This is a genomic window from Pseudobacter ginsenosidimutans (assembly GCF_007970185.1).
Lineage (GTDB): Bacteria > Bacteroidota > Bacteroidia > Chitinophagales > Chitinophagaceae > Pseudobacter > Pseudobacter ginsenosidimutans.
Genome location: NZ_CP042431.1, coordinates 4,052,571 through 4,072,318, shown reverse-complemented (window position 1 = coordinate 4,072,318; position 19,748 = coordinate 4,052,571). Strand labels below are relative to the sequence as shown.

11 protein-coding genes are annotated in these 19,748 nt (G+C 46.8%); 2 read left to right on the top strand and 9 right to left on the bottom strand.

The features are described 5' to 3' along the window. Window positions 1-12: 12 nt before the first annotated feature. The 3 genes from FSB84_RS16285 to FSB84_RS16275 form a co-directional block, all read right to left on the bottom strand. The gene (locus tag FSB84_RS16285) at window positions 13-3,504 is read right to left on the bottom strand and encodes a TonB-dependent receptor (RefSeq protein ID WP_130538996.1); all 3,492 of its coding nucleotides are present in this window, start codon (window positions 3,502-3,504) and stop codon (window positions 13-15) included. 127 nt (window positions 3,505-3,631) lie between these two features. Beyond that, complete coding sequence (locus FSB84_RS16280) at window positions 3,632-4,870, bottom strand: FecR family protein (protein ID WP_130538995.1); 1,239 nt, start codon at window positions 4,868-4,870, stop codon at window positions 3,632-3,634. Between the two features lie 20 nt (window positions 4,871-4,890). Further along, window positions 4,891-5,427: an RNA polymerase sigma factor gene (locus FSB84_RS16275; protein WP_130538994.1), complete on the bottom strand. Its 537-nt coding sequence runs from the start codon at window positions 5,425-5,427 to the stop codon at window positions 4,891-4,893. Between the two features lie 778 nt (window positions 5,428-6,205). On the opposite strand from FSB84_RS16275, the gene FSB84_RS16270 reads away from it, so the two are divergent. Together FSB84_RS16270 and FSB84_RS16265 are read left to right on the top strand one after the other, a co-directional pair. Further along, a complete protein-coding gene (locus FSB84_RS16270) occupies window positions 6,206-6,595 on the top strand; it encodes a response regulator (protein ID WP_130538993.1) in 390 nt (129 codons plus the stop codon). A gap of 421 nt (window positions 6,596-7,016) precedes the next feature. Then, complete coding sequence (locus tag FSB84_RS16265; protein ID WP_130538992.1) at window positions 7,017-7,652, top strand: response regulator; 636 nt, start codon at window positions 7,017-7,019, stop codon at window positions 7,650-7,652. A 41-nt stretch (window positions 7,653-7,693) separates the two neighbouring features. Here the strand turns inward: FSB84_RS16265 and FSB84_RS16260 are convergent, their stop codons facing one another. The 6 genes from FSB84_RS16260 to FSB84_RS16235 all read right to left on the bottom strand — a co-directional run bounded on the left by FSB84_RS16260 (window position 7,694) and on the right by FSB84_RS16235 (window position 19,654). Next, entirely contained in the window at window positions 7,694-10,558 is a 2,865-nt protein-coding gene (locus FSB84_RS16260; protein ID WP_158643951.1) for a sensor histidine kinase, read from the bottom strand. A 456-nt stretch (window positions 10,559-11,014) separates the two neighbouring features. Continuing rightward, window positions 11,015-12,529: a redoxin domain-containing protein gene (locus FSB84_RS16255; protein WP_158643950.1), complete on the bottom strand. Its 1,515-nt coding sequence runs from the start codon at window positions 12,527-12,529 to the stop codon at window positions 11,015-11,017. A gap of 4 nt (window positions 12,530-12,533) precedes the next feature. After that, on the bottom strand, window positions 12,534-14,015 hold the full coding sequence (locus tag FSB84_RS16250) for a RagB/SusD family nutrient uptake outer membrane protein (protein WP_130538989.1): 1,482 nt from the start codon (window positions 14,013-14,015) through the stop codon (window positions 12,534-12,536). 11 nt (window positions 14,016-14,026) lie between these two features. Further along, a complete protein-coding gene (locus tag FSB84_RS16245; RefSeq protein WP_158643949.1) occupies window positions 14,027-17,569 on the bottom strand; it encodes a SusC/RagA family TonB-linked outer membrane protein in 3,543 nt (1,180 codons plus the stop codon). A 242-nt stretch (window positions 17,570-17,811) separates the two neighbouring features. Then, window positions 17,812-18,984, bottom strand: a complete 1,173-nt coding sequence (locus tag FSB84_RS16240; protein ID WP_130538987.1) for a FecR family protein — start codon at window positions 18,982-18,984, stop codon at window positions 17,812-17,814. A 55-nt stretch (window positions 18,985-19,039) separates the two neighbouring features. Further along, window positions 19,040-19,654 (bottom strand): RNA polymerase sigma factor, encoded by a 615-nt coding sequence (locus FSB84_RS16235; protein WP_158643948.1) that lies wholly within the window; start codon window positions 19,652-19,654, stop codon window positions 19,040-19,042. Between the last annotated feature and the right edge of the window lie 94 nt (window positions 19,655-19,748).

The window sequence follows — 19,748 nt, the reverse complement described above, 5'->3', positions numbered from 1 at the left end:
GATTATGATAATTTAGAATTGAAGTTTTAAACCGAATGAATATACCCTGGAGCGGGGATAAGATGCATAATCGAGTGAGGGCATCAGGTCTCCGAATCCTCCCTGCCTTGTATTCACTTCAGGATCATATCCTGAATAATCTGTCAGGATCCAGAGATTCTTCCCGCTGGCGAAGAGGCTCAAACCCTGCACGCCGAATTTCTTTGTAGCTTTCACAGGGAAGGAGTATGAAAGCGTTACATCGCTTAACCTGATATAGGAGCCGTCTTCGATCCAGGCATCCATCATCAGTAATTCTTCAGGGCTGCCCGGCATCCGGTATGTATTGCCGGGATTACCTTCTCTCAGCAGTTTACCGGTATTCATGTCGTACAGAGAAGGGCTCCATGCATCAGTAGCGCCTTTGGTCATATTGTTGCTGCTTCGTCCTGCTTCCAGGGCAACACGATTGGCATTGAAGATCCTGTTACCATAACTGTACTGCACAACCGCATTCAGGGAAAATCCCTGGTAACTGAAAGTATTGGTTATGCCTCCGGTGAATTCGGGTTGGCCCTGCCCTATCACTACACGATCAGATGAGTTGATAACACCGTCATTGTTCTGATCGATGAAACGGCGTGTACCAGGGCGAATGGCGCTGATAGCCTGACCATTGATCATGGTAAGACCGGAAGCCTGGATCTCTGCATAGGATTGAAAAATACCGTTGGTCTGGTATCCATACCATTGTCCGATGGTTTGCCCGTTGCGGATGATGGCTGCGGCTCCAACGCCTGCCACTACGCCGGGATCGAGATTCAGGTCAGGTCCTACTTCAATGGCTTTGGATCTGTTGAGACCGATATTGGCATCGATGCTCCAGCTGAACCGGTTCTTTCTTACAAGGCTGGTGCCGATAGTCAATTCAACGCCTGCATTTCGTATAGAGCCGAGATTGGTCCAGGTTTTTCTGTAACCGCTGTAAGCCGGAGTTACTACCTGAATCAGCAGATCATCTGTGCGCTTGGTGTACCAGTCGATAGTGAGCGACACCTTATCGTTGAAGAGCGTCATATCGATACCGGCATCCAGTTGTGTGGTGGTTTCCCATTTGAGTGTGGGGTTTTCAGGTCTTTCCACCACTACTCCGAAATTGGGTGTAAGGCCATCCATCGGAGAAAAATAAGTAGAGATTGTACTTAACGTTAGATAAGGCGGAATGGCAGTGTTCCCGCTCTGTCCCAGGCTGGTACGCAGTTTCATGCTGCTGATGAATTTCAGGTCTTTCATGAAGGGCTCTTCCGAAACTCTCCAGGCCAGCGCAGCTGAAGGGAAGTAACCCCATTTATTGTTCCTGCTGAAACGGGAGGAACCGTCTGCACGCATCGTAACTGTAGCAAGATATTTTTCACGGAATGAGTATTCCAGTCTGCCGAGGAAAGACATCATTCTCCATTGTGTGATGGAATAGGTTGGGATGATAGGCACTGTTCCATTTCCCAATCCGTATGGCCCGAGTAATTCGATATCATAACTCTGGTTCTCCGCAGTAAGCAGGTTATTCTTGTATTGCTCCACGATAGCGCCCCCCATCGCATTGAACCGATGCTCGTCACCGATCCTGCCTTTATAATAGAGCAGGTTCTCATTCATCATTTTGGTGATGGTTCCGCGCGACAATACCGCACGGCCTTTGTACTTGGAGCCTGCCTGCGTATAACGCGGATAATATGCGTCTGTATTCGTATTGATATTTGAATAAGTACCGGTGATCCTGAAGCTGAAATTATTGGTGATGGTCCAGTCTGCGGCCATCCTGGCAAGCCATTCATTGCTGAACCTGTTGTTCGTAACTTTTTCCGCCAGTGAATAGGGATTGCTGGTGATATAGCCTTCCACTCCTTCATTGTCTTCCACATCGGTAAATGTCAATGGCTTCACAGGAGGTTGCTGCAGCATGCTGGTGACCACTGCATTTGACGTGATGCCACCATTGTAAGAGCCCGTAATGAAGCCGTTGGTTTCCGTACGTGTGCCCAGCAGATTGGCGGTGAGCTGAATGTTTTTGGAAAGTCTTTGCTGGATATTGAATCGTGCATTGTATCGCTGGTAACCACTGTATACCACCAATCCTCCCTGATTGAGATAACCACCCATGAGCGAGAATTTGGTATTGGCATTACCGCCGGAAACATTGAAACGATATTCCTGCACTTTGCTGTTCTGGAACATGGCGCGCTGCCAGTCAGTATTGGTGGAATCGGGATGATTGAAGTTTTGCCAATTGGCAAAGGCATTGTCTTCAGACACGCCCCAGAAACTACCGGTCTCTCCCAGGGGGCTGTCGCGGTAATAAGTGATACCAGCTTGTGTGGTAGCGGGTTTGTTGGGGTCATTGGGATCGGGGGCCGACCAGACATAGCCTGATGCAAGATAACGGGCATGCGCATACTCAGATGCATCCATGAGGTCGTACAGGTGACCGGCACGCTGGAAACCGATATTGGTATACAGTTCCATTCTCGTTTTTCCGGTCTTACCTGTTTTGGTGGTGATCAATATTACGCCATTGGCGCCACGCGCTCCATAGATGGCAGTGCCCGAAGCATCTTTGAGGATCTCGATCGATTCAATGTCGCCCGGATTAATATTATTGGCATCATCCTGCAATACGCCATCGATCACGAAGAGTGGCGTACTGCCCGCGCTGATGGAACTTGCGCCGCGGATACGGATCGTATTCTCCGAACCGGGAGTACCATCGTTCTGAATGATCTGTACGCCGGAAGCCTTGCCTTTCATAGCATCTGCCAGTGATAATAATGTTCTGTCTGACAATGCTTCCTTGGATACGGAGGAGATCGATGCCGTTACATCTTTTTTACGTGTAGTGCCATAACCGATCACTACCACATCGGCCAGATGATCGTCCTTGGATTTCAGGCTTATATTGATCACCTGGTTTTTCCCGACCAGGATCTCTTCGGCCAATGAGGTTACATGGGTAAAGACCAGCACCGATTTTTCATTCGGTACCGTAATGGAGTATTTGCCCAGGGCATCCGTCATCACACCACTGGAAGCGCCTTTCAGTTTGACGGTAACATTTGAAACCGGACTGGCTTTTTCATCGGTGACCAATCCCTGCACTTTGATGCCTGCCGGCGCATTGGCGGCAGGTGCCTGCGTTGCAGGCTCTTCCGCTTTTTTTCGCAGCACGATAAATTTATTATTGAAATTCCAGCCGATGCTCTTATTGTTGAAGATCTGCTGAAGCGCAGCCGTCAGTGGGGTGGACTGAAAATCGACACTGATCTTTTCTTTGTCGTTCAGCAGCTGATTGGTATAAAAAACGATCAGGCCGGTTTGCTGGCGTATCGTTTCAAAAATATCTTCATAGCTGATGCTGGCAGCAGTGAGCGTGATCTTTTTGGTGTCCTGCGCAAACAGGCAGCAGTTGGTGATGATCAAAACGATCCCGAGCAGACAAGATCGCTTCAGAACCAGGGCAAATTTCATCATGGCGCAATTAGTGGGTATTTGTTCTATGACCCCCTTTTTGAAAAAACGGGTGAACGGATCCCGGTGGAAATAAAAAAAGCCTGTAAGCAGCTATACGCTTACAGGCTGAAGATATAGTAATCAGGAATTATCTGATGAGGTATAATTGATTTTGGCGGATCTCGGTTTTGATACCGGCTGTGGTTTGCAGACTGGAAAGAAAATCTGCCAGTGGCTGATCTTTCTCGATGGCGCCGGTAACGGGGAGATTGCGTAATGATGCATCGCTGTATACAAGTGTAAGTCCAAACCAGCGCTCCAACACTTCGCCGATCTCGTAAAGTGGTATATCATGAAAATAATAAATGCCTTTCATCCAGGACAGTGTATTGGCAGATTTGAAACTGCGGACACTGGATCCTGTTGCCGTATCGATCACCGCTTCCAGTCCGGGTTTCAACATAGTTTCTTTTTCTGCACCAGGTATCCGTGTTTTAACGGAACCTTCCACCAAAGAGATGGTTGCCTTACCGGCATGATAAGCATGAACATTGAAAGCAGTGCCCAGTACACGGATATCTGCAGCCTTGCTATGTACAACAAAAGGCTGCGAAGCATTTTTACTGATCCTGAAAAACGCCTCACCTTCCACGAATACTTCGCGTAAACTGTCGGTAAAACGCAGCGGGAACCGTAGACTGGAAGAGGAATTGAGCCATACTTCAGAACCATCTGCCAGCACGATCCGGTAATCCAGTTTTGCAGGAACGGAAACGGTTGTCCATTCCTGTTTTCCTGTTTTGGCTGCCTGCAATTGCATGCTGTTGCCTGAAGTATTGAGTGCGGCATCGCCGAGATCGATCACGCGACCTGCGCTATCCGTCAAATTGATCTGTCTTCCATCTGCCATGTAGAGTCCCACTGCATGTTGCAGGCTATCTGTACTTTTTCCTGACAGTTGTGTTTGTTTAGCCAGTGGCGAAGAGCCGGAGCTCCGGAGTCTCAGGCTAAGCCAGAGCCCCGATACCAGCAACAACAGCACAGCCGCCGCAACGGCTATCCTTTTGTAAAGACGCGACCTGCCGGGAGTACCTGCCTGTATTTTGGCGGCCACCGAATCCCAGGAACGATCTGCATCGAGATTGTTCAGGAAGTCTTCTGCTTCTTCACTCTTCATAGTCCTGCAAATAGCTTCCCAACTGGCTTTTACCGCCGGGTCAAGTTCGATCTCCGCTTCGATCATCTGGTCATCTTCTTCACTGATCGTTCCCGCGATCTTTTCCATGAGAAGGCGTCTGATATGTTCCTGGGATAATTTCATCCGGTGCTGGTGATTGAATTTAATGGTCTGTTTACGCGGTGCATCATTATATGACCCGCTTTTCATTGGATCGGGTGAAGGCCCGGTCAGGAAAAGCGGCTGCGCAAGGATCTTACAGCAAGTTTAAGATGGGTTTTGACTGAATTGATTGAAATCCCCATATGATCGGCTGCCTCCTTGTATTTTTTATTTTCGATATATACGAGATGAAAAGCTTCCGAACGTTGCAGGGGCAGCTCATTCAGGAGGGAATGCATATTGAAATCCCTGTCTGCTTCTTCCTTTTCAACAGTAGTAGTTTCAGGAGTTGCATTTACAACATATAAATATTTTCCGAAATGGCGGGAAACGGACTTTCTTTTCCTGATCACTTTCAGGCACCTGTTATGAGTGGCCCTTTGAAGATAGGCTTTAACGGAACCATTGATGGCATTGAACAATTGCCTTTGCCAGAGCTCAACAAATAATGTCTGAACCTGGTCTTCCGCTTCCATAGCGTCTTCCAGGATCAGGTATGCTTCGGCGCTGAGCAGTTTGTAATATTTCTTATACAACAGCTCATAAGCCTGCATATCTCCGGCCTTTAACCTGTTTAGTAGGATGATATCTTCCTGTTTTTCCATGATGGCGCGTTAGCAGGAGGGAAAGGTAGGTATTTTTTTGCTAAATCGATATAGCTTGAGGTTTTTTTGGAAAAACACATACTGTCGCGACTACAATATCAAAGAGGCTGTCCTCCGCAGAAAGCCTCCTTCATTTTCACATTGCTGCTGCAATAGCTACGGCCTGACTGATGTAAATGTTGTAACAAACACTCTTGAGTCAGGCTTATAGCCGCTCCTGGAACAATGAAACCCGCACTTCAAAAGGCGGGCTTCATCATAGGGGTTAAAGGGCACGTCTGCCTGTTATCAGAGCCATAACGGGCCATCTCATAGCCTTCACTACAAAAGCGCGGGCTGGTCTGCCACCGGAGATACTGCAGTTTGAGAACGGAATAAACCTCCCTTACTGGAATAACCTGTAAAACCAAAAATTCCGTTTCCCGCTGCAACCGCGGTGGCGACCGTATTCCCTCTGCTGCATACTTACACTCGCTCTGCCCACGCTTTATCTGAAAGCCATACGGAATAATGAAAGCATTTAGAAACTTTATCTTGAAGGAAACGATCAGTTGTGATCAAAAAGAGGAGATACTGGAATCTATCAAATAGAGGAGGTGCGAACAAATGAAAGGCGTGTATTTCTTTCTGTAGTTCCTTTCACAATTCAATATTAGAATTATTACCTGAAAAAAATCTGCATGTAGCTGAAAAGCCACGTTGATCTGCAAAACGGCCACAACCTTATTATCCGGATGTATACTACATTTAGCGGCTGATTCTCCTTAACTAGTTTTTTATGAACAGGATATTAATTGCTGATAGCCAATTCCCCGTCCGGATCGGTTTACGAAGCCTGGTGGAAACCGCACTGGGAGATTGTATCGTAGATTTTGCAAGGAACGGTCAGGAATTGTTTGCCCTTGTTCACCAACATGTTTATGCCCTGCTGATCACTGACCTGAATATGCCATTGGCAGATCCCGCAGAATTGATCCCAACAATCCTGTCTCTTCAACCAGAGTTGAAAATTTTGGTATTCAGTGTAAACTCAAAGACCGAACTGGGCTTATTGGAATCAGGGGTATCTGGGTACCTTCATAAGGAAGCGTCAGATCAGGAGATCATGAATACCATCAGGATTGTATATAACTCAGACGGATATACGAACAATAATAAGGAGCCATGAATGCAGAACATTCTCATCCAGATGAATACACGTGGCGTTTTAGCCACATTACATTTTTTTCCGGACAATGATACTAATTTGGTAATGCGCAACGGTTTTTGTGGTTTATCATTCGCCACCTCATAGGGAGGATAGCAGTTCTCGTAAAGGGCCGCTTCATTGCGGTCCTTTAATTCAAAATCCGGATCACAGGAAACCAGTATTGGCTTCTTTCAAGATATAACGCAGTCGCGTCGATTTGGCATCGCCTCCCTAATCCTGGGGAGGCTTATTCTTGATCCCGGCTTCATGATAACAAGAAAACCAATCCCATTTTTCACTTCGCTTTCCGGGTTTAAACTCCTTAGTCAGGAATTATTTATTGGCAGATAAAGTAGAATAACTTTAATTGCCGGTAATTCGTTATCAAAGATTGACCGCTATGCTCAAAGTATTGATTGCAGACGATCATCTTCCAGTTCGCTTAGGCGTTCGCCTGCTGGTGGAAGAAGCGCTTGGACAATGCAGTACCGAGTTTGCTTCTAACGGGACCGAGCTTTTCAGGTTTTTGAAATCCCAGCTTTTTGATCTGCTCATTACAGACCTTAGTATGCCTAATGTAGACATCATGCAACTGGTGCCGGGAGTGATGGCCATCCAGCCCAGTTTGAAAGTGCTTGTTTTGAGCGTAAACTCAGAAGCAGTCTTTGCAAGAAGATTGCTTTCATCCGGTGCCTTTGGTTACCTGCAGAAGAATGCGTCCGATACGGAGATCAGGGATGCCATCCGCCATATCAGCAAGGGAAAAAAATACCTGTCTGATTCGCAAATTCAAAACATTCATGAAATACTGACGGAACCACAAAAGAACGTGTTCAGCCAACTTTCAGAAAGGGAAATGGAAGTTGCCATCTTATTGCTGAAAGGATATGGCCCCCTGGAGATCTCCAATTCGCTATCCGTGAGCGCTTCCACGGCCAGCTCCTTTAAAGCGAGGATTTTTAAAAAACTGAATGTTTCAAATCTGATCGAATTCAGTCATCTCGCCCAGGTAAACGGTATTGCAGAGAACGATTGATCTGTTTTGATGGAATAGTGGACCTGTTTTTATTTTTTCGGTTATACTTGCCGGTTATTAGGGATCACAACCCGGAAAACAGTTCCTTTACCTTTTTCACTTTCAATTTCCAGCTTACCGCCGATCATGTCCAGCATGTCTTTGATCAGGATTCTTCCCAGGCCTCCGCGATAAGTAAGCGGGTCATTGTCCAGGAATGCCATGATCTCAGTTTCATCCATGCCAATACCGGAATCTGATAATTCTATTTCAATATCATCCCCTCGTTGACGGGCCGTCAATTTTACTTCTCCTTTGTTGGTATTCTTATTGGCATTATCCACCAGGTTTCTCAGGATACCATTGAGCAAACCTGCGTCCGTGAAACAGGTCAGGTTGGTGGGTATAACCAGCAGAGTATTTCCTTCGGACTTCATCACATCCGAATACAAATGCCCGATCTCCTCAAAAACCTCTCCGAGACTAACTTCTTGCCAGGTTACGGTAAACTGTTTCTGCTGGCTTCTGACCCAGGTAAAAAATTGTGCAGTAAAATTGAACAATGCGTTAGTGCTGCTTTTTAGTTCCGACATTTTCCTGGACAGTTGACCAGGTTCCAAATGTGCATACTGCTGATTCAGATGTTTGACAAGTGTATTCAGAAATCGGATGGGCGACTGCAGATCATGCAATACCATGGAGATCATCAGATCTTTCACATGGTTGCTTTTCGACAGATCCTGCTGCGATTTTTCCAGGTCACTCACCGTCCTGTTCAGCTCTACTGTGCGTTGTTGTATTTTTTCTTCCAGCAACCTGGAACGCATTTGCAATCCGCGTATCCGCCAGCCTGCCAAAAGATAAATCACTATAGCCATCAAAGCCAATACAAGTACCCTGAACCATATAGTCTGAAAAAAGGGTGGCGGAACCTGGATTTGAAGCTGCAGCCTCACAGCATCTCTATTGTTTGTAATCACCTCCTGCCTGATGATCAATGAATATTTACCCGGTGGGAGATTCTCCAGGACTATCCTGCCATCAACCGGAACGCTTTTCCAATCCTCATTCCAGTTCTGGATCATGTATTGTAAATGCAGGTTGGCAGGATTTCCAAAATAAGGTGTGGCAACTGTAATGGCAAGCGCATGTTTACCAACAGGAAGGGAGATATTGTTGTTCAGATCTTTCTGCACGCTCCCATCGATGCTGATCATGTCCAGATAGATCTTTTTATCAGGATAAATAATTCCTGTATGGTGAGGATGGAGCCAAACCAGTCCTTTAAGTGTAGGAAGAGAAAGTGTGCTATCCGGAAACCATACATAAGGATATTGAAAGCCACCGTTGAACTCGCTTGTAGGCAACCCGTCATTCCTGTCGAACACATAAAAAAAAGCCTGCTCACGCTTCTGATGCGCTAATTCAAGGAGCTCATTTTTGTTAACCTTGAACAACCCTTTATTGGTGGTGAGCCAAAAGAAACCCCGCCCGTCATCGATAAAAGAATGTACAGCGGACAATGCTGGCACCAATTGCGGAACGGGAAAAAGCTGGCCATTTTCAAACAGGAAAGCTCCGGTACCGTAAGTGCCGATCCACAACCGCTTATTGGAACTTTCCCAATGGAGCGTCCGGATATTGATCGTATCAAGTACATTTATTTTCCGGAGCTTATGCTGCTGCCATTCATACTCGAACAGGCCTTCCTGCGTACCAATATAAAACGAGCCTGGTGAATGCTCCACCATGCAAACGATGCGTTTTTCCACTTCGATCAACCTGAGGTCTTTTACTTCATTGTTTTTGATAATTCCGATTCTGCGCGTGGTAGCAAAATATAATGTGGAATCATATAATGAAGCAAGGAATAGTGGTACCCATGATTTTACATTGGCGATTTCTTTTCGTTCCTTCTTCAGGAAATCATAAGAACATAGCGTGGAATCTTTACTGAAATAAATGAAGTGAGGATTTTTTGCGAACAAAGCTCCCCATCTGTTTCCACGGATATCGAAATAGGATGAAGCAGCATCACGGGCAAATAGAATATTATGGCAGAAAAGCCGGTTACTATCCAGCACGGCCTGAACATAAAAGTTCTGAGACAGGTCTGGCAGGCTTTCCGGTATTGCCGGCACTTTGAAGGGAACCGGTTTAAGTACATACAATCCATCTATATAACTTCCCAGAAATAAGATCTTTGTTGACGGCTGGTAATAAACCGATGAAAGCTCTTTGATGTGTAAGTTGTCTACCATTTTTTCTGCATAGACCAATTGCTGTTTGAATGATAATTTATACAGGACTCCATTGCAGTAAATGAAAGTACCTGCCGGACACCAGCAGATCGTAAATTTGCCCTGAAGGAATAATGGTTCTGAAGCCAGTGCGCCCTGAATGGAAGTAACAGACTCCAGGGGCTTGTTCTTATACCATGCTGTCAGGCGGTTTCCATTGGAGAATTTAATAGCTGCGCTGTCCAGGATTGCCAATGAGCCCTTTGGAGACGAAGGCCCCAGACGTTCATAGTGCCTGCCTTGTATATAATAAAGTTTATCTTCCAGCATCAGGTATGCCTCTTCTTCCCCTATTCCCCACAACTTATTAGCGGTATCCAACATCCCCATGCGTGGTTCTTCCGCTTTTTGATCGGTGATTAACTGCTTCACTGTTTGGGTAACGACGTCACCCGTAAAATAACCATCGCGGGGAAAAACATTATTTACTGTTCCCCGGACCATGGGGATAGCTGTTTCGAAAGGTCCTTTTGGTTCCATCGCGAGCCTGGTACCTGAAGTCATCACACCCCAGAGATTTCCTTCACGATCTGCCCTGACATCATATACACGGCTTGTTTGCGCCTGCGGAAAGTCTTGCTCTCCGTACACTTTGAAATTATTTCCATCAAAACGAACAAGCCCCATCTGGGTGCTTAACCAACAAAAACCTCCTCTATCAAAGCCAATATGACTGACAGAATTCTGTGGAAGGCCGTTATCTGTATCATACCGTTTTCCAAAATAGCGCTGAAGCTGGGCTGTAGCTGTTCCCTGAATCGACCACAGCAGTAAAAACCAATAAATCTTATTGATCAGCTTCATAAAGTAGCAGTTCATGCAATGTAATAAAAATCTGGCGGCGGTAAATATCATCGCAGCGCCGTCCGGACTTTCCTCCGGCCACACTTATAACCACAAAATCAGGCCCGGAGACTATCCGGTCCGCAACTTTAATTTTACAGCTACTTTTTTTTAAACAAAGCATAAGTCCCGATAAGGGAAAAGCACGCCAATTTTTACATTCTACGGTATAAGTCACAAAAAAGACCGCATTACTGCGGCCTTCTTTTCTTGTTGTACAGGTTGGTACACCGTTGGGAACTATGATTTCTTCAACAATGATTCTATCATCATTTCCAGCATGCGCTGATTATTACTATTGATCATGAAATTATTGTACACGATATTCCCTTCTTTGTCGATGAGGAAATTAGTGGGTTGTCCACGCACTTTGTATACTTCCATTGCCCAGTCGGAGGTTGATCTCAGGGGCGTGAAAGTATAGCCTGTTCCTTTCATGAATGGCACCACATAATCATCCTGTTCTGGGAATACATTGATCCCGATATAAGCCAGTTCATCTTTGCTATACTTGTTCACCACTTCCTGGAAATGCGGGAACTCACCACGGCAGGGGCCGCAACCGGGGAACCAGAAAGTGAGCAATACCACTTTCCCTTTGAATTCATCCAGTGTTGCTTTTCTTTTTTCGGTATACATGTCCAGTGCGAATGCAGGCGCCTGGTAAGTATTCTTATTGCGCGCACTCCATATATCCGTTTCCACCTGCGTAGCATTCAAACCCAGTTTGGATGCATATTTGGAGATGGCAGCCTTTGTATTTTCCGTGGGCGTTTTCGCAAAGATGATCAGCAGGCTATCGTATGCAGCTCTTGTATTACCTGCTGCATCGGCGATCTCAGCTTTCAGCAGGTTGATGTATTCTGCTGCGCCGGAATAACGAGGCACTTTCACATCCTTCAGCATCGCCTGTGCTTCATTCCATTTTCCCGCTGCTTTCAATTCCTGCAATTTCACGAGAGATGCAGCCAGTTCCCCCTGGCTTTTCCAGCTTTCTTTCGATCTCATTTTATTGGCAAGTGCGGAGGCTTTATCATACATGCTCTCACTTACATAAAGATCGAACAGGCCTGAAGCGCCGCTGGACGACCAGTTGAATTTTAAAGGATCGTACAAGCGGATCAGTTGCTCATATACTTTGAATTTCTCTGCCTTATCAGTGGACCTGGTAGCGAGCCAGTATAGTCCCTGTGCGCCACGTTCATGATCCGGAAAACGTTTGGCCACCGTATAGATCTCTTCCCTCCATTTTGCAGGATCGGTATGTTCAAAATCCATCGCATAGTAAAATGCGTAAGACGGATCATTGGGAGCAGCCTGTTTTGCCTTGCCCATGTATTCATGCGCAGCTTTCTCATCTCCCCAGCGCTCTGCATCGATGGATAACATCTGGTATACTTCCGCCATCTGCGGTTTCATGGCCACTACTTTTTTGAGATAAGGAGTAGCGGCAGGATCTTCCCGGTTGTACAAAGCCTTACCAATGGCAAAAGGTACTTTATAATTGGCCGGATATTTTTTCATCCAGGCATCGTACTGTGTTTTAAGATCAGGATTAGCCAGGGTCATTGCTTTGATATAATCATCATGCAGGGAAAGACTGTCGGGAAATTTCTCCACCTGTTTCTGCGCATCTGCGATGGTCTTTGCATCGGCCGGAGCTACAGATTTGTGTTGTGCGAAACTACCGGTGAAGGCAGCCGAGATCAACATACCGGTGATCATGCCGGCAAGCTTTGTTTTTTCATGAGCCAAGTATTTAATTGTTGTAATCGTTTTGTTCGATCTGTCCCCTGCTGGCGCCGATCTCCACGCCGTTGACGGGAACAGCGTAGCGCTTGCTACCAACGGGTAATGTATAGGTTTGCGGAACATCGGTATTCACCACACTGTTATTGAGCTGGAAGAAATCGCGCGTGATGGCAACATCATCTCCCGGATAATCATTCACGCTGAAGCGGCGGATATCGTACCAGCGGGTAACGAAAGGCAGCTCACGCCTGCGCTCTTCAAGCACTTTCGTGATGGCTTCGGCTTTGCTGCCGGCACTGAGTGGCAGGGAGCTGCTCATGCGTTTATCGCGCAGCAGGTTCACGGTGTTCATCGCATTACCGGGCTCATCCTTGCGGGCCTGGGCCTCGGCCTTGTTCAGCAATACTTCAGCAATGGTTGGACCTGAAGGCAGCAGACTGCCGGTCTGGAAGATCTGGTAGCGGTACATATTGGCTGTTCCGGCATCGAAATACCTTCCACCCTGCGGGAACATGAACCATTTGTATCGAAGATCATTCTGCTGATCGTATAAGGATACCAGTGAGGAGCTGGGAAGGAACCACCAGCCGGGTGTATACGTGAAACGGAGATAATAGAACTCGGGCCAGTAATAATATTTCGCAGCGGTCCAGTCGTTCAGTTCCGAAAAATTGATGGTAACGTTGGGATTGGCATACGATGCCGGAGTACCTGCCACCAGCGTCCTGTAATCTTTCAGCTGCACAGAAGCAGTGGCCAGTGCTATATCCGCCTGCTCGATGGTCTTATCATAATCGCCCGCGAAAAGATAGTACCGGCTCATGAATGCCGCCACCGCTTTTTTACTGGCGCGCCAGGGAAGTTTAACATCAACATCGTTCACCGGTGTTTTAGCAGCTTCGGACATATCTGCCAGGATGAAATCATAGGTTTCCTTCAGTGTGGCCCTTTTCAGTGACTCGGTGAACTCAGTACCTGTTTTCAAGGGCAATCCCCTGGCGCTTGTATTGGCCCCGGTATAGGGAAGGCAATAATAGTTGGCCAATAACCAGTATGAGTAACCGCGAACGAAATGTGCATCAGCTTTCACCTTTTGTTTAAGCGCTTCATCACCTGTTGCAGCTTCCACATTATTGATCACCAGGTTGGCCGTGAAGATCTTGTTGTATTCTCCCGCCCAGAGCTGGTCTGATGCGATATTGTTCTCTACCTGGTCATTGGTGAAAAGATAAAAATAGATCGCTTCAGGAGTGAACTCTCCCGCGTTGTTCTTATAATCCTCTTTCGGGATCTCCGTATCATCCGTTGAGTAAGTGGCGGTGTAATTATTTTCCTGAACAAACCTGGAAGCATTGTTCAGCAAGGCTTCCAACTGTTCCACCGTTTCGATGGTAGCGAGTTTTTTGGATTCTTTCTCCAGGTATTTCTTACAGCCGCCCGTAGTCATCAGCACAGCTGCGATCAATATGATGAAATGATTTTTCTTCATGGTCTCCGTTTTTAGAATTGAATATTACATCCCAGGGTAATGGTCCTCAATGGACGATTGCTTCCGGGCAGCCAATCGGGATGGAACCCTCTGCTGTTAGCGCGGTACACCAATCCCAGGTTCCTGGCCTGAGCATATACGCGGATGCCTTCCAGCAGCACAGCTTTGCTGAGTTTATCGGGAAATGTATAATCCAGCATGATCTCTTTACACTCGATATAGGAAGAGCTTTCCACCAGTCCCTGCAAATTCGGCGCATACCTGTCCCAGCGGTAAGTGCCGGGATCATTTGCCTGCGGAAAGGATGGTATATCGGGATTACCGGCAAATACTTCAGACACGAAGCGATCCACAAATGTTTTTCCGCCTCCGATGGTAGTGGCATAATTGAATACCGGGTTACGGTATACGCCACCCATCGTTCCGGTGAACAGCACATTCAAACTGAAACCATATGCCCTGAAAGTATTCAGCCAGCTCATCGTATGCGGAGGAATGGCCGTTCCTTCATAGTTCAGGTATTGCAATCCCAGTCCCCTGTTGTGCAATGCCAGGTCATCGAAACGGTTGGGCGTTCCTTTCACACCGGCTACATAAGGCTCTCCGTCTTTCATACCAAGATAGGTGTAAGAATAAACAGGCTGAATGGGACTACCCTGTACGAATGCATTACCACTCAGCATATCATATCCATAAATAGCGGGATAATAGAGATCAGTGATCTTGTTCTTGTTGTATGCATAAGTGACCATGGTCTGGTATTCAACAGGAATACCGGGTATATCGAATGCTGTTCCCAGCGACAATTCGATACCATTGTTCACCATTTTGGCATTGTTGAATTTCTGGCTGGTTGTGCCATTGGCAGCTGCAAGCGTAACCAGTCCCACCAGATCGGAACCATTCTTCTTGTAGTAATCGATCTTACCCACCAGCTTTCCTTTGAACAGTCCGAAATCAACACCGATATTGGTAGTGGTGGTCTTCTCCCATCTTAATAACGGGTTGCCATAGTCCGAGATAGTAGCAGTAATGGTGCCGGTGGTGGCATTCAGTGAAGTGCCCATATTCAGCAGGGTTTTGGTGGAAGTTCCCTTTTCCGCATTACCGTTCATTCCATAGGTAGCGCGCAATGAAAGATTATTCACAAAAGCAACATCTTTCATGAAATCCTCACGTCCGATATTCCAGGCGCCGCCAACGGACCAGAAGGGCGACCAGCGCAGACTGGGATCATCGGTGATATAGTTGGACGCATCGGCGCGGATGCTGCCAGACAATGTATACTTACGGTTATAGGTATACGCTGCATTGCCATAGAAGGAAACATACCTGTCCAGCCCCCAGCCGATGATGGGATTACCGCCCTGCAGGGTTATCCCGGTACTGCCGGTGATATTCTTGAAAGTATTGCCAGCGCTGCCATATCCGTAAGGGGGCGCGCTGCTCTGCAGCTTATCGGGATAATAGCCATAGAGCCAGGGATTGGCGATATTATCCACTTCATATTGCGACAACTCAAAACCGGCAATAGCAGTTACCTGGTGCTTTCTTGCGAAAACGCGGTCGAAGTTCAGCTGGTTGCGGAACACATAGCTTTCGTTGGTGGTATTGTTGATCCAGGTATTGGTACCAAACTGGCGGGGCGTTTGGATACCGCCTTTGGGCAGGAACACTTTGTTCACAGTTTGTGTGGCAGGTGTATAGTCGATATTATAATTCACCATATCACGTGCGAAGTACGTGTTCTCGCTGTAGTAGTTCTGATAATCCGTCTTGCGCCTTTCGTATTGAAGTTTTGTATCGAAAGACAATCCCTTCATGATATTGATGGTCATACCCAGTTGAAGGCGGGCATTCAGGTCTTCTGTTTTGAATTCCCTTTCACGTACTTCCTGCAGGAGGTTGAAGCTCCAGTCTTCATAAGGCAGAGATTTTGCCGGAAGAGTGGCAAACAATCCCCTGTTGATCCCTTTCAGGTTCACGCTGTAACTGCCATCAGGGTCCAGCAGGGTTTCGTAAGGCGATAACTGCTCCAGCTCTGTAACCGTTGCCCCGCTTGATGTCTGATTGGTGTATTGAATGGATGCGCTGGCGAAGAAGCTGAGGAACTTCGTGGGCCTGTACTGGTTATTGAAGTTGAACATGAAACGGTTGTACTGGTTACCCACAAAACCATCTTTATTCTTCTCGAACATAAAGGAAGCCAGGCTCCTGATCTTATCGGTTCCGCCGGAGATATTGATATTGTATTGACTGAGCACGGGACGTTGCAAGAGCAGATCTTCGATCTGCCCTCTGTTGTCGATACGGCGCAGGCTGTCCAGCCCACGGTTCATGGCATCAGCGGATATCTTACCTGTTTCATTGGCATAGAGCAGTTCCTGCGCAAGTGTGAGCGATGTGCGCAGCTGGTTGAAGGAGCCGCTGAATTTGCTGAGCGCCCAGTTGTTCTTCCAGGCGAGCTCTTCGTAGCGGATAAAATCCAGCGGAGCGGCTGTTCTTGTCACCTGGTTGAGATCGATCTTGTCTCCGATCCTGGTAAATGCGTTCACTTCCACTTTGAGCTTTTGCCCGGCCCTGGCCTGTTTGGTAGTGATCACGATCACACCGTTGGCGGACCTGGCGCCCCAGATGGAAGCTGCCGCAGCATCTTTCAACACTGTAACGGATTCGATGTCATTTGGATTGATAGTAGTGAAGCTGGTATCCGCAACAGGGAATCCATCTACTACCACCAATGGTTTGGCATCTGCATACATGGAGCTGGTACCGCGGATGAGGAAATTGAAACTGCCATCTGATTTTTCTTTTCCCTGCATGCCGGGAACCATGCCCTGCAATGCGGTAGAGAGATTAGAGATGGGGCGTTTCTGAAGCATGTCTTTATTCACTACATCATAAGCGCCGGTAGCGCGTTCTTTGGAGATGCGCTGATATCCGGTATTCACTACTACTGTAGCCAGTTCCAGTTCCCTGTCTGTACGAACCAGCGTAATGTTGATTTCCTTACCAGATTCAATTTTGATTTCCTGGCTGACAAATCCAATGAAGCTGATCACCAGGGATTCCCCTTCATTGGCTCTGATGGTAAAACGGCCTTGCGCATCTGTAACAGTAGCGTTGTTCATAAGGATGTTCCTTCGCCTGACCCTCACAGTTGCGCCGGACAAAGGGTTACCTTCTTCATCGCGGACATAGCCGGATATTGGCGCTGCTGCGCGATTGAACAGGGACAAAGGACTGATGGCCCTGGCTGCGGGTTTCTCTTTGATAAAGATGGTCTTTGATCTGATCTCGAATTCTATAGGCTTGCTTTCGAGGAGTAATTCGAGAAAACGGGAAAGCGCCATTTGCGATACCTGAAGTGAAACACGTTCCGTGCTTTTGATAGTTCTTGCACTTCCGATGATCACGTAACCTGTTTGTGCTTCGATGGCAGCAAATACTTTCTCCATCGTCACATTCTTACCGGAGAAAGTGATGGTTTGGGAAGAAGTCTTAGCGCTCAGAGACAAACCACAGATCAATAGCATCAATGCGGTTAATTTCATAACACGCAAGGTTTTGGTGATGAACCAGTGAGGCTCCTGCCGGTTTTTCAAAAAAGCAGTAGCCCGCCGGTTACAATAAGCAGTCAATAACATACTTTTGTAACAGTTTTGGGTTGATGAATAAACTTCCAACAATGGTTTTTCAACGCTATCCCGAAACAGTCACCGGGGATGGTTCCAAGCATTCCCGGTTTTTTTCGGTATAGACGCGGCTATACTTCGAGAAACAGTAAGATGAGGTTTTACTTCAGTAAAGCAGTCACACGGACCGTGTTACCTTCCAGCCTGAAAGTGGCAACTGTGCCATCCAGACCTCCTAATGCATCGTTCAATGTCAGAGTACGCTCCATTTTCCCGAACATTTCTTCTCGGGGGATCCCATTTTCATATACGATCTTCACATCGTACCACCGGGCCAGTTGACGGAGGGCCTGGTCAAAAGGTAATTTATCGAAATCAAAGTACCCGGATTTCCACGCAATGTCCTGACGAACATCGGTTGCAGCCACCACTCCGTTAGAGTAGGCCTGACCGGGTTTGAGGATTGTATTGTTGATCTTTACAGCACCTTCAACAAGGCTCGTCCTGATTGAAGGTTCATCAGTGTAGCTGTTCACATTGAAAGCAGTACCCAGAACAGTAATTTCTTCTCCGGCAGTTTTCACGATGAAGGGTTTGTTCTTCTGTTGCTTCACTTCAAAGTAAGCCTCACCGGTGATGCTTACCTCTCTCCTGCTGCCACTGAAAGCTACAGGATACGTGATGCTGCTGGCTGCGTTGAGCCATACTTTCGTTCCATCGGACAACAGCAGTTGAAACATACCGCCATTGGGTGTTGTGATGGTATTCAAAGCACCTGGATCCATTGTTGCATTGCCGGCGTAGATCAGTTGACCTTCCTGGTTCTCGATATTCATAGCGCCATCACGGATAGTGCCTGCATCATCTTTCCCCAGATCCATTTTTTGACCGTTGGAAAGTGTCAATACTGCTTTGTTGCTGCCAGGCAATACGATATTTTCTTTTTCCACTTTTTTCAGCGCCAGTTCTTTGCCTGTTGCAGCTGGTCTGAAAATAAAGTAAGCAGCAGCCCCGATGATCAGTAACGCGACAGCCGCTGCATATCTGAACCAGGCTGTTCTGAGGAAATGTGAACGGTGCATTACAATTGCCTTTGCCTCCTGTTTGATCCCTCCGGCCTGCACGATCTTCTGGTACAGCAGCTCCGCCTGTTGTGCATTTTTCCATCCTTCCCATGTCTGCTGAAGCAGATCCTGCTCCACCCTGTTGCCATAACGTTCGCGAAATCCTTCCTCTTCCAGGAAGGCAAAGAATGTATCCACCTCTTCGGGCTGCAAATGTTCAGTCACGAAGCGGTTGATCAATTCATCATATGGAGCAGAGGGTGTGGACATACAATTATAAAGTCGCGCAGCTCAGGAAAAAGTATTAGTGCCGTTTAACATTTTTTTAGAAAAAATTCGGGTCAAGCAGGATAAGGGGCAGCAAACAGGCCACCATAGCGCCATTCGGGCTATGCGTGAGTATATAATTCCGTAAAGATTCCATGGCTTTGTGAAGATGCACGCGAACGGTATTGGTGGCAATACCCATTCTCTGCCCGATCTCTTCATAGCTCAGTCCTTCTTCCCTTTGTAATTTGAAAGCAGTCCGCTGTTGCGGGCTGAGCTGGTCAACGGCCTGCTGAACCAGTTTCACCTGTTCTTTTTTCATCAGATGCAGCTCAGGACTGTCCATGGCAATTTCCATCCTTTCTTTCAGGTAATTGATATAGGTTTCATGGCTGCCCTGTTTGCGCAGGGAACTTACAATGGTATTACGAACGATCGTATAGAACCAGGAAGCAAAATGCTGAATGGATGTAAGCTCTGTTCTGTTTTCCCATAGTTTGAGAAAAACTGACTGCACGATATCTTCGGCCAGATGCGGCAATTTGAGATGCTGAAGTGCTACTGCATACACGCCGGGAGCATAACCTTCATACAACTGACGGAAAGCAGGCTCATGGTTTTCCGAGACTTGTTTTAGTAATATTATCTCATTATGAAGGGGTCTGAGTATCAAACGGGCTGGTTTAATTACAGTATAAAGATAGCAGATTGCGGGAAAAGCTCATGATAATAAGATAAATGTAGAAAGAGAACCGCTATTGCAAAAG